Source organism: Pseudomonas sp. RIT357 (genome assembly GCF_000632245.1).
In the GTDB taxonomy this organism is placed as follows: domain Bacteria; phylum Pseudomonadota; class Gammaproteobacteria; order Pseudomonadales; family Pseudomonadaceae; genus Aquipseudomonas; species Aquipseudomonas sivasensis.
In genome coordinates, this window is record NZ_JFYX01000001.1 from 210423 (window position 1) to 222509 (window position 12087).

General features: G+C 60.0%; 12 protein-coding genes and 1 riboswitch. Of the genes, 8 read left to right on the forward strand and 4 right to left on the reverse strand.

What is annotated here, in order from left to right; genetic code table 11:
- The first annotated feature begins 28 nt into the window (after window positions 1–28).
- Window positions 29–1693, forward strand: coding sequence for an NAD-dependent DNA ligase LigB (gene ligB / locus BW43_RS26235; protein WP_032884060.1), 1665 nt, complete (start codon window positions 29–31; stop codon window positions 1691–1693).
- Between the two features lie 67 nt (window positions 1694–1760).
- Window positions 1761–2156, forward strand: coding sequence for a DUF1090 domain-containing protein (locus tag BW43_RS26230; protein WP_032884062.1), 396 nt, complete (start codon window positions 1761–1763; stop codon window positions 2154–2156).
- Window positions 2157–2162: 6 nt separating this feature from the next.
- Here BW43_RS26230 and BW43_RS26225 read toward each other — a convergent pair whose 3' ends face one another.
- Entirely contained in the window at window positions 2163–2612 is a 450-nt protein-coding gene (locus BW43_RS26225; protein WP_032884063.1) for a cytochrome c, read from the reverse strand.
- 128 nt (window positions 2613–2740) lie between these two features.
- On the opposite strand from BW43_RS26225, the gene BW43_RS26220 reads away from it, so the two are divergent.
- Window positions 2741–3928, forward strand: coding sequence for a murein transglycosylase A (locus BW43_RS26220; protein ID WP_032884064.1), 1188 nt, complete (start codon window positions 2741–2743; stop codon window positions 3926–3928).
- A 57-nt stretch (window positions 3929–3985) separates the two neighbouring features.
- On the opposite strand, the gene BW43_RS26215 is transcribed toward BW43_RS26220, so the two are convergent.
- Window positions 3986–4372, reverse strand: a complete 387-nt coding sequence (locus BW43_RS26215; RefSeq protein ID WP_032884065.1) for an MAPEG family protein — start codon at window positions 4370–4372, stop codon at window positions 3986–3988.
- Between the two features lie 205 nt (window positions 4373–4577).
- On the opposite strand from BW43_RS26215, the gene BW43_RS26210 reads away from it, so the two are divergent.
- Window positions 4578–5837, forward strand: a complete 1260-nt coding sequence (locus tag BW43_RS26210; protein WP_032884066.1) for a sodium:proton antiporter — start codon at window positions 4578–4580, stop codon at window positions 5835–5837.
- Here BW43_RS26210 and BW43_RS26205 read toward each other — a convergent pair.
- Both BW43_RS26205 and BW43_RS26200 read right to left on the reverse strand, forming a co-directional pair.
- Window positions 5831–6718 carry a formate/nitrite transporter family protein gene (locus BW43_RS26205; protein ID WP_032884067.1) on the reverse strand — a complete coding sequence of 296 codons (888 nt, stop codon included), beginning with the start codon at window positions 6716–6718 and terminating at the stop codon, window positions 5831–5833. The two genes, BW43_RS26210 and BW43_RS26205, sit on opposite strands and share 7 nt — an antisense overlap.
- A gap of 77 nt (window positions 6719–6795) precedes the next feature.
- Complete coding sequence (locus BW43_RS26200; protein ID WP_032884068.1) at window positions 6796–7200, reverse strand: acyl-CoA thioesterase; 405 nt, start codon at window positions 7198–7200, stop codon at window positions 6796–6798.
- A gap of 198 nt (window positions 7201–7398) precedes the next feature.
- Window positions 7399–7505, forward strand: a riboswitch (S-adenosyl-L-homocysteine riboswitch).
- A gap of 21 nt (window positions 7506–7526) precedes the next feature.
- On the opposite strand from BW43_RS26200, the gene ahcY reads away from it, so the two are divergent.
- From ahcY to BW43_RS26180, 4 genes are all read left to right on the forward strand, one after another.
- On the forward strand, window positions 7527–8936 hold the full coding sequence (ahcY, locus tag BW43_RS26195; protein WP_032884071.1) for an adenosylhomocysteinase: 1410 nt from the start codon (window positions 7527–7529) through the stop codon (window positions 8934–8936).
- 177 nt (window positions 8937–9113) lie between these two features.
- Entirely contained in the window at window positions 9114–9959 is an 846-nt protein-coding gene (metF, locus tag BW43_RS26190; RefSeq protein WP_032884515.1) for a methylenetetrahydrofolate reductase [NAD(P)H], read from the forward strand.
- An 83-nt stretch (window positions 9960–10042) separates the two neighbouring features.
- On the forward strand, window positions 10043–11125 hold the full coding sequence (locus BW43_RS26185; RefSeq protein ID WP_032884073.1) for a hypothetical protein: 1083 nt from the start codon (window positions 10043–10045) through the stop codon (window positions 11123–11125).
- A 63-nt stretch (window positions 11126–11188) separates the two neighbouring features.
- Window positions 11189–11980, forward strand: a complete 792-nt coding sequence (locus tag BW43_RS26180) for an ABC transporter substrate-binding protein (protein ID WP_032884074.1) — start codon at window positions 11189–11191, stop codon at window positions 11978–11980.
- Window positions 11981–12087: the final 107 nt, after the last annotated feature.

Consider the following 12087-nt stretch of genomic DNA (forward strand, 5'->3'; position numbering starts at 1 on the left):
TGGGCACCCTTTCCGAGCAAGGATGCTCATGATGCGTTTACTGATTGCTCTGTCACTCAGCGCGTTGCCCTTTTTGGCATGGGCCGAAGCCTGTACCGATGAGGCCAGAACCCAGGTCGACACCCTGGCCGAACAGGTCCGTCTGTGGGACGACAGCTACCACCGCCTCGGCCAATCACCCGTCCACGATGAACTCTACGACCAAGCCCGCCAGCGCCTGGCCCATTGGCGCCAGTGCTTCCCTCAAACCCTCGCAAAACCTGACAACCCGCTGGCCGGCGCTCGGGGCACCTTCCGGCATCCCGTTGCTCATACCGGCCTGGAAAAACTGCTGGATGAACAGGCCGTCGGTGCCTGGCTCGATAGCCGACAAGACGTGTGGATTCAACCCAAGGTCGACGGGGTTGCAGTGACGCTGGTGTATCGTCAGGGCCGGTTGGAGCAAGTGATCAGCCGCGGCGATGGCGCACTTGGTCAGGACTGGTCCGCTTCCGCCCGCAGGATCCCCGGCATTGTCCAGCAACTGCCGGAGCCTATCGACGTGGTACTGCAAGGCGAGCTCTATTGGCGCTTGGACGACCACGTGCAATCGACCACTGGTGGGCTCAATGCCCGCAGCAAGGTGGCTGGCCTGATGAACCGTCGACAGCTGAGTGACGCCGACGCCGCTGGTATAGGCCTGTTTGTCTGGGCCTGGCCGGACGGCCCAAGCGTATTTACCGAGCGCCTGGCCACCCTGGCACGATGGGGTTTCACCGACAGCCTGCGTTACAGCCAGCCCATCCGAACTCTCACAGAAGCCGCGCACTGGCGCATGTATTGGTACAACCACTCACTGCCCTTCGCCAGTGATGGAGTGGTGCTGCACCAAACATCACGAGCGCCCGGCAAACGCTGGCAAGTCAGCGCCCCCTACTGGGCGGTCGCCTGGAAGTACCCGACTTCCAAGGCGTTGGCTCTGGTACGCAAGGTGCAGTTCAAGATCGGCCGCACGGGGCGCATCACCCCCATTCTGGAGTTGGAGCCGGTGCGGCTGGACGATCGGCAGATCCGCCGGGTCAGCGTCGGCTCCTTGAAACACTGGCAAGCGCTGGATATTCGCCCTGGCGACCAAGTATCCATCAGCCTGGCGGGCCAGGTGATCCCTCGGTTGGACCACGTGATCCTGCGCAATCCCAAGCGGATCGACCTGCCAGTGCCCGACCCGCGAGACTTTCACGCCCTGAGTTGCTGGCAACTGGACCCAGGCTGCGAAGAACAGTTGCTCGCACGCCTGACCTGGCTGAGCAGCAACCAGGGCTTGGCGCTGCCGCACATGGGGCGCGAGACGTGGAACGTATTGATCCAGGCCGGTCTAATCGCAGGCTTTCTCGATTGGTTAACCCTGGATGCGGCAGAGCTTGCTAACATTGATGGCTTGGGTGAGCGCAGCCGCACCCGACTGCTCGACAGCCTTCACAGCGCTCGGCAACGACCCTTTGCACAATGGCTAAAAGCCTTGGGTGTGCCGCCTGCGGCCCGCAGCAACCTGGAGGGAAACTGGCAGACACTGGTTGCCAGAGACACCCAGGCCTGGTTGGAGATCGATGGCATAGGTCCGGCTCGTGCAGCGCAACTGAGCGCTTTTTTTCGCGACCCGCAGGTACAGTCCTTAGCTGAAACATTACGTGTGGCCGGAATAGACGGGTTTTGAACGCGCCCCCAGCCACCTTTAAACCACCGCAGAATTCACCCTGCCCTTTGCGAATCTGGAGCTCCACATGAAATTCCTCGCCCCTTTTGCCCTGCTGACCGTCGCAAGCTTTATGGCCACGCCGCTGCTGGCCGCCGAAGAAGCCCCCCAACTCACTGGCTGCGCCGCTAAGCGCCAAGCCATCAGCACCCAGATCGAACAAGCCAAGGCCCATGGCAACAGCGACCAACAAGCCGGCCTGGAAAAAGCCCTGAGCGAAGTCACCGCCAATTGCACCGACGCCTCGCTGAGGAAGGAGCGGGAAAACAAGGTGCTCGACGCCAAGCACGACGTCAGCCGCCGTCAGGCGGACCTCGACAAGGCAATGAAAAAGGGCGACGCGGAGAAGATCAACAAGCGTAAGGACAAACTTGCCGAGTCCCGCAAGGAACTGCAGGACGCCGTGGAAGAACTTGACCAGTAAAACCGGTCAGTGGTCCCGAAACTGTTTATGGCAGGCACTGCAGGCATCTTCGACTTTCTGTACGGCAGGGGAAAGGTTACTGGCCTTGTAGGGCTGCACTTGGCTGGCGATCACCAATTCACCGGTGGCCGCCTCCAGGTCACGGGCCAACTGCTGGAATTGCGCTTGTTTTTGCCACACGTCATCCTTGGCGCTGGTGTGATCTTCCTCGCGCACGCTCGGAAAGTGTTTCCAAGGTTCATGGGACAACGCATCGAGCTTGACCGCGCCCTCAGCGAATTTCGCGCCGTCGAACGCAATGCGTCCGCGCAACATGCCGCCCAGGTCTTCGCCGGTCTTGAGCATCTGCTTGAAGATCGCCTTGCGCTGGCCCAAGGGCGAATTCGGATCGACACCGCCGCAGGCAGACACTGCCAGGCAGGCCAACAATACAACCGTCAATTTTTTAAAAGTCATGGTGGCTCAGGGTCACGGGAAACGGCGGCCAGTATCCTCGCCCCACCCGCAAAGACCAATAGCCCTATTAATAATAAGGGTTGCCCAACGGCGCTACGGCGCGGGCAACCGTTTCAGGAATTACATGTATGAGTCTCACATTGAAACCCTGGAGCCGCCGCCTGGCATGGGCTCTGCCGATGATTGCGCTGCTGGCCGGCTGCGACGCGGGCAAGGACACCGGCAAAGACACGGCCAAAGATGAAGTTGCCAAACCCCACGCCGTCGCCACCTATGTAAACGCACCTTGGGAAGCACTGCCGGCGGTGTCCGACAGCGACCTGCTGGCCGGCTTTGAGTCCTGGCGCAGTGCTTGCCAGCGCCTGAAGGCCGACCCTGTATGGGGCGCGACCTGCGCGGCAGCGGCCAGTGTGCCGGGCAATGCTGTGGCGGTGCGAGGCTTTCTCAAGGAGCGTCTGGATGTGTTCGGCTTGCGCTCGTCCGATAACACCCCTAACGGTTTAATCACCGGCTACTACGAACCGGTCTACCCCGGCAGCCTCACCAAGACTGCCACCGCCCACGTGCCGGTGTATGGCGTGCCGGATGACATGATCATCGTCAACCTGGAAAGCATTTATCCTGAACTGAAAGGCAAGCGCCTGCGCGGTCGTCTTGAAGGTCGCGTGCTCAAGCCTTATGACGATGCCAGCGCCATCAACGGCCAAGGCTCCACAGCTAAGCCGATCGCCTGGCTGACCAACCCGATGGACCTGCAATTTCTGCAAATCCAGGGTTCAGGCCGCATTCAATTGAAAGACGGGCGCCAACTGCGCGTCGGTTACGGCGACCAGAACGGCTATCCCTACCGCCCTATCGGCCGCTGGCTGGTGGAGCAAGGCGAGTTGAAAAAAGAAGACGTGACCATGGGCGCCATCAGCGCCTGGGCGAAGGCGCACCCGGAGCGAATCCCGGAACTGCTGGCGAGCAACCCCAGCTACGTGTTCTTCAGTGCTCGCCCCGACAGCAACGAAGGCCCACGTGGCTCGCTGAACGTGCCGTTGACCGCCGGCTACAGCGTGGCGGTGGATCGCAAAGTCATCCCGCTGGGCAGCCTGCTGTGGCTGTCGACGACAAAGCCCGATGGTTCGCCGATCGTTCGACCGGTCGCGGCCCAGGACACCGGCGGTGCAATTACCGGTGAGGTGCGTGCGGATTTGTTCTGGGGCACCGGCGATGCGGCAGGTGAGCTGGCGGGGAACATGAAGCAGCAAGGGCAAATCTGGATGCTATGGCCCAAGGGCGCAGCGTTGCCGCAGGTGCCGGAGATACTCTAGATCAACTGTGGGGGCGGTTGGACTTGCCGCCCCTCACAAGTGGATCTGCGTCACGGCTCAGATCGAGACAAAGAAGAAACTCGCAATCAACGCCATGCCCACGAACCACACCAGTGAACGCAGGATCGCCCAGTCGGCCACGTAGCAAATGATGTACAAGAGGCGGCTGGTGATAAACAGCACGGCCAGTACATTGATGGTCACCAGTTCGGCCGTACCCGCCAGGTGCGCGATAATCACCGCCGCCGCAAATGCCGGGGTGACTTCAAAGCTGTTGAGCTGGGCGTTGTGGGCGCGCCGAGCGAACCCATCGAGAGTCTCCAGAAAAGCGCGAGGGTCATGGTTCTGCCGAGGCCCGAACTTGCCCTGACTGAACTTGGCCAACCCTGTGCACAGGTAGGGCAAGAAAATTGCGATCAACACACACCAGAAAGCTACCGTCATCACTGATTCCCTTTTAGTTTTCTATTTTTAATTTGAAACAGAAATTAGAGTTTTAGCACCAATTCTGGCAAGCCGCACCCACCGCTATGAGCCGCCACACGCCAAAAGGTTCTACCGGTGTTTTGCGCCCTGCCTGCAACCTCAGGCCGCTGCGGCGGTCCATCCACCCACTCATGACTGATCTTTCCCACTCCAAGGACCCCGGATGCTTGAACTTGTCGCCGCCTTCATTTGCCTCACCACCCTGCTCACCTATGTGAACTTCCGTTTTATCGGACTGCCGCCCACCATCGGGGTGATGGTCACAGCCCTGCTATTTTCCCTGATCCTGCAAGGCTTGAGCGTGCTCGGCTACCCAGGCCTTGAGGAGCGTATCCAGCAACTGATCGGCCAGATCGACTTCGGCGACTTGCTGATGAACTGGATGCTGTCATTCCTGCTGTTCGCCGGCGCCTTGCACGTCAACCTCAACGATCTGCGCAGCTACCGCTGGCCCATCGGCCTGCTGGCAACCTTCGGCGTGTTGATCGCTACCGTAGTGATCGGCAGTCTGGCGTACTACATTTTTGCCCTGTTCGGCTGGCACGTGAGCTTCCTCTACTGCTTGCTGTTCGGCGCACTCATCTCACCCACGGACCCGATTGCGGTACTCGGTGTATTGCGAACCGCCAATGCGTCGAAACCGCTGAAAACCACCATCGTCGGCGAGTCGCTGTTCAACGACGGTACAGCGGTGGTGGTATTTACCGTGCTGCTGGGCATCGCACAATTGGGCGAGACGCCTACCGTGGGCGCCACAGCCATGTTGTTTGTCCATGAAGCCGTTGGCGGCGTGGCGTTCGGGGGGCTGATCGGCTATCTGGTCTACCTGATGATCAAGAGCATCGAACAGCACCAGATCGAAGTCATGCTGACCCTCGCCCTTGTGATCGGCGGCTCAGCGATGGCCACCGAGCTGCACGTCTCCGCCCCGATTGCGATGGTGGTGGCCGGGCTGATCATCGGTAACCTCGGGCGCAAGCTGGCGATGAACGACATGACCCGTCGCTACCTGGACGGTTTCTGGGAATTGCTCGACGACATGCTCAACGCTCTGCTGTTTGCGCTGATCGGCATGGAATTGCTGCTGTTGCCGTTCAATTGGCTGCACGTATTCGCGGCCAGTTTGCTGGCAGTGGCGATCCTGCTCTCACGCCTGCTAACTGTGGCCCCGGCGATCCTGCTGCTGCGCCGCTGGCGTACCGTGCCGCGCGGCACCATCCGTATCCTCACCTGGGGCGGCTTGCGCGGCGGGGTTTCGGTGGCACTGGCGCTGGCCCTGCCACTGGGGCCGGAGCGCGATCTGCTGCTGAGCATCACCTACATCGTGGTGCTGTCGTCGATCCTGCTGCAGGGTTTGAGCATCGGCAAACTGGTCAAACGCGTGACCCGGGACGACCCCCAGGCCACGCCTGACGCTCACTGATCCTTGTCGATAGGTTGCGGATGCCTTGGGTCCGCAGCCTTCTTACCCGGCAAGCTGCCTTCACTGCGAATCTGCGCATGGCTGATCAAGGCAAAGATAAAGCTGCCACCGATGATGTTGCCGGCCAGAGTCGGGCCGGCAAACACCAGCCAGAAATCCTTCCACGGCAACTCGCCGGCGAATACCAGATAAGACACTTCCGCAGACCCCACCACGATATGGGTGAAATCCCCCAGCGCCATCAGGTAGGTGATCAGGATGATGATCCACATCTTGGCGCTTTCCATCGACGGGATCATCCACACCATGGTGGCGATCATCCAGCCGGAGACGATGCCTTTGGCAAACATCTGGCCGGTGTCGTTCTCCATGATCTTGCGCCCGATTTCCAGGAAGGCCTGGTCGGTCTTTGTGTCGAAGATCGGCAAGTGCAGCATCACATACGCCACCAACAGGGTGCCGCAAAGATTACCCACCAGCACCACCGACCACAGCCGTAACAGGCGCCCGGCATTGCCAAAGGTCGGCTTGCTCATCACCGGCAGCACCGCGGTCAGGGTGTTTTCGGTGAACAGTTGCTGCCGCGCAAGGATTACCGCGAGGAATCCCGCGCAGTAGCCGAAGCTGGCAATCACCTTGAAGGCTTCACCCTCGGGAAGACGTGAATTGAGCAATCCCATGGCCATCAGCGACAGGCCCATGGTCAGTCCGGCCGCCAGTGCCGACCACCACAAAGCGGCAACACTGCGCTCCAGCTCCTGATCTCCCTGGGTGCGGATAATTTCATGCAGGACCGCCGCGCGGGGCGGCTGGTTGTCGTCAACGTCCTGTTGCTCTTCCTGGGATAAGTTGGGGGTCTTGCCGTCTTGTTGCGTGGCCATGGCGATACCTGAACGGGGGGGCGGTGTTCAGGTACGACCTATGGCCGATCAATAGCGTTCACTGGTCCGACGCAGGATTATTCGCTGACGCCGTCGTCCTGGAACTGGTCTTTGACGTACTTGATCTCGGTACGCCCGTGAGGCGCCGGCAATCCGTCTTCGCCGAGGTTGACGAAGACCATTTTCTCAACCGTGAGGATGCTCTTGCGGGTGATCTTGTTGCGCACTTCACAGGTCAAGGTGATGGAGGTGCGGCCGAACTCGGTGGCGGTGATGCCCAGTTCGATGATGTCGCCCTGGCGCGAGGCACTGACGAAGTTGATTTCGGAGATGTACTTGGTCACCACCCGTTGGTTGCCCAGTTGAACAATGGCGTAGATGGCTGCTTCTTCGTCGATCCAGCGCAGCAGGCTGCCACCGAACAGGGTGCCGTTGGGGTTGAGGTCTTCAGGTTTTACCCATTTGCGGGTGTGGAAGTTCATGGTCACTCCAAAGCGTCTTGCCGAATGATGGGCGACATCATGGCAGAGCCCAGGCCCAAGCTCTATGAGCCATTGCCTATCAAGCCCATGAACGATCTTCATGCCGCCGACAGAAAGGCTTGGGAAGTCTGGCGCACACGGCTATAATCGCCCCCGTTTCAAAACGGTCATCTTCGATTGATACCGTTCTCCCGCCACCTGTCCGAGGGGCGCTGCAGCAGGCTAGGCCTGTCAGGCTCGGATGGGGCGTTGTCCGGCCTGATTCCCCTGGCCTGATACTAAACGCACAACGGCGCCCATTCGCACACTACGAATGGAGGCTCTTCATGAGCGCTGTCAACACGCCTGCAGATTTCACCGACTACAAAGTCGCCGACATGTCCCTCGCTGCCTGGGGCCGTCGCGAAACCTTTATCGCCGAATCCGAAATGCCAGCCCTGATGGGTCTGCGCCGCAAGTACGCCGCTGAGCAACCACTCAAAGGCGCGAAGATCCTCGGCTGCATCCACATGACCATCCAGACTGCCGTGCTGATCGAAACCCTGGTTGCCCTGGGTGCCGAAGTACGCTGGTCGTCCTGCAATATCTTCTCGACTCAAGACCAGGCCGCCGCCGCTATCGCCGCTGCCGGTATCGCGGTTTATGCCTGGAAAGGCGAGACCGAAGAAGAGTACGAGTGGTGCCTGGAGCAAACCATCCTCAAAGATGGCGCGCCTTGGGATGCCAACATGATCCTCGACGACGGCGGCGACCTGACCGAGCTGCTGCACAAGAAATACCCGGCGATCCTGGACCGTGTCCACGGCGTCACCGAAGAAACCACCACCGGCGTACACCGCCTGCTGGACATGCTGGCCAAGGGCGAGCTGAAGATCCCGGCCATCAACGTCAACGACTCGGTGACCAAGAGCAAGAACGACAACAAGTACGGCTGCCGTCACAGCCTGAACGACGCCATCAAGCGCGGCACCGACCACCTGCTGTCGGGCAAGCAAGCCCTGGTGATCGGCTACGGTGACGTGGGTAAGGGTTCTTCCCAGTCCCTGCGCCAGGAAGGCATGATCGTTAAGGTCTCCGAAGTCGACCCGATCTGCGCCATGCAAGCCTGCATGGACGGTTTCGAAGTGGTTTCGCCGTTCATCGACGGCGTCAATGACGGCACCGAAGCGAGCATCGACAAAGCCCTGCTGGGCAAGATCGACCTGATCGTGACCACCACCGGTAACGTGAATGTTTGCGACGCGAACATGCTCAAAGCCCTGAAGAAGCGCGCCGTTGTCTGCAACATCGGTCACTTCGACAACGAGATCGACACCGCTTTCATGCGCAAGAACTGGGCATGGGAAGAAGTGAAGCCGCAGGTACACAAGGTTCACCGTACCGGCGCTGGCGATTTCGACCCGCAGAACGATGACTACCTGATCCTGCTGGCCGAAGGCCGTCTGGTTAACCTGGGCAACGCAACCGGCCACCCGAGCCGCATCATGGATGGTTCATTCGCCAACCAGGTACTGGCCCAGATCTTCCTGTTCGGCCAGAAGTACGCCGACCTGTCGCCAGCCCAGAAAGCCGAGCGCCTGACCGTGGAAGTACTGCCGAAGAAACTCGACGAAGAAGTGGCCCTGGAAATGGTCCGCGGCTTCGGCGGCGTAGTGACTCAACTGACCAAGACCCAGGCCGACTACATCGGCGTGACCGTCGAAGGCCCGTTCAAGCCGCACGCTTACCGCTACTGATTTGCCTGTGCCCGCTCTCTATCTTAAGGGGAGCGGGCTTTATGTGGGAGCGGGCTTGCTCGCGAATGCGGTGTTTCAGTCAACTTATTCTTCACTGACATACCGCATTCGCGAGCAAGCCCGCTCCCACATTGGCGGTGTACACACTCCGGCTTCTGAGTTTCAAAGGGTATGACCATGTCCCAAGACCGTCGCTACAGCTTCGAGTTCTTTCCCACCAAGACCGATGCTGGGCATGAAAAACTGATGGCGACTGCCAAACAGTTGGCAAGCTACAACCCCGACTTCTTCTCCTGCACCTACGGCGCTGGCGGCTCGACCCGTGATCGCACGATCAACACCGTGTTGCAGCTGGAAAGCGAAGTCAAAGTTCCCGCCGCGCCGCACTTGTCGTGCGTGGGCGACAGCAAGGACGACCTGCGCGGCCTGCTGACCCAATACAAACAAGCCGGCATTCAGCGCATCGTCGCCCTACGCGGCGACTTGCCCTCCGGCATGGGCATGGCCAGCGGTGAGCTGCGCTACGCCAATGACCTGGTGAGCTTCATACGTGAAGAAAGCGGCGATCACTTCCATATCGAAGTGGCGGCTTATCCGGAGATGCATCCTCAGGCGCGCAATTTCGAAGACGATCTGCAGAACTTCGTACGCAAGGCAAACGCGGGCGCCGACAGCGCGATCACTCAGTACTTCTTCAACGCCGACAGCTACTTCTATTTCGTCGAGCGCGTACGGGCCATGGGTGTGAACATCCCGATCGTGCCGGGCATCATGCCGATCACCAACTACAGCAAGCTGGCACGTTTCTCGGACGCCTGCGGTGCCGAAATCCCACGCTGGGTGCGCAAACAACTGGAAGCCTATGGCGACGACGTCAAGAGCATCCAGGCGTTCGGCGAACAGGTCATCAGCGAAATGTGTGAACGTTTGTTACAAGGTGGCGCGCCAGGGTTGCACTTCTATACCCTGAACCAGGCTGAGCCGAGCCTCGCTATCTGGAACAACCTTAAACTGCCACGCTAAGCCGGTTTAATAGCTGTTCCCGGCCCTCGTTATCACGGGGGCTTTTTTCGTCTACATGTCCCCGGAAAGGAAGCCAGCAGTAAATGAATACAGCGTCCCCGACTCCTCGCCCCCAGCTGATTTACCTGGTATTCGGCGCCGAGACCTACCATCAGGAAGCCGTATTCAGCATCGCCAGTGCCGTTGCCCAACTGGGCGGGCCTCAGGATATGCCGTTAGACATCCAAGTGTTCAGCGACAACCCGGCCCCGTACCGTGGCTTGCCAGTACAGGTCCACACATTGGACAGCGCCACGCGACAACGCTGGAGCGAACCCCACGGCTACCATTTCCGTACCAAACATGTGCTGTTGCGTCAGGTGCTGGAAACGGCGGAACTGGCGCTGCTGATCGACACCGATACATTTTTCCACGACTCGCCCATGGCATTGTTCGAGCGCGTAACACCGGGCACCGTGCTGTGCAACGCCTTCCAGGCCAAGTATGGCGACAACCGCGAAAGCGTACTGTATGAAGCCCTGGCCAAATACCTGGCCGACAAAGGCCTCGCCGACGATGATATGTGGCTGCTCAACTCAGGCGTGATGGGCTTGACCCGGCAAGACGCGCACATTCTGGACCGTTCGATCGAGTTGATGGATGAGCTGTTCCCCATGGCCCACGGCGCCTACACCCTCGAAGAGTTCTGCCTGTCAGTAGCCGCGTACCGCACGCTCAACGTGCGCCAGTGCCCGGACCTGATCCATCACTATTGGAGCCGCAAGCAGTTGTTCCGGGCCAAGGTCAAGGCGTGGGTAACCAAGCATGCCGCCGACCCTCTCTGCACCCAGGCCCTGGCCGATACACGCAAGGTCTCCGCCCACCTGCCCCGCCCACCACGCTTGCAGCGCCTGATGTACAAACTGATCACCCTGGCGCTGCCCAAGCGCAAGCAGCAGTTCATCCGTGAGATTCTCTACGGCTGCTACGAGCACGAAAATGAATTCGACAAGGCCTGCGGCCCAGTTTGGTGGGAAAAAGCCCTTCAAAACCAGGAAGAACGCCAGAAATGCCCGGTGGACGCACACCAACTCGAACACTGGTTCGCCAACCCCGTGGTGCGCCTGATTCTGGGGGAGCGACGCGCAGCCATCTATGAACACCTGATGACCTCGCCCACAAAATAGAGCGGCCCGCAGAAGCTTAAGCCAGAGCTTCTCTTTAACGCACGGGCGTCGTAACCTCAGGGCATGCCTGTCATTCTGAAGCTGTTGATCGCCGCGTTTTTCACTTGCCTGAGCCTGGCCGCTTACGGCGAGAAACTGCGCATTGTCACCGAGCCCTGGGCGCCTTATGTGTATGAAGAAGACGGCGCCATGCACGGGCTGGATTACGAAACGACGGTGATCGTATTCCAGCGCCTGGGGGTCGAAGTGCAATGGCAGTTCCTGCCCTGGAAGCGCTGTCTGGCCATGCTTGATCAAGGCCATGCCGATGGCGCGCTGGATATTTTCCACAGCCACGACCGCGACGCCCTGCTGCTGTACCCCAGCGAACCGCTGTCGGAAGTGGAGTTCGTAATGTTCTACGCCAACGACCGTCCGCATCCGGTCCAAAGCCTCGACGACTTGCGTGGCCTCACAGTCGGCACGTCGCCAGGCTACCTGTACGGATTACCCTTCAGCGACTCCACCTTATTCAACCGCGAGCCGGCCCCCAGCCATGAAGCCAACTTCGGCAAATTACTGCTGGGGCGCATCGACCTTGTGATCACCGACCGCCGGGTTGGCCAGCACGTGATCAAGACACTGGGCCTGGAAGGCAAGGTCAGCCAGGCCCCCGTTGTCGTCAGCCGCCAGCAGCAGTACCTCGCCGTACGTCGTGGCGCAGGCATGGACCTGCTGGTGCAACGCTTTGCCGCCGAGCTCAAACGCTTCAAGCAGGAGCCGGCCTACACGGCATTGAGCGCCAAATATGGTGGATTCGAAGCGATTACGGCGTCCGGACACACCGTTGAGCAGCAGGAAAGCGGCGCACCGTGATTGCTCTGCTATACTCCGGCCTTCCCGCCAGGCTTACGCCCGGCCGCTGAGGTCTTGAAAAAGGCACCCAACCCCGCTACTGCGCAGCTTTCAGCCCGCGCGAGCCG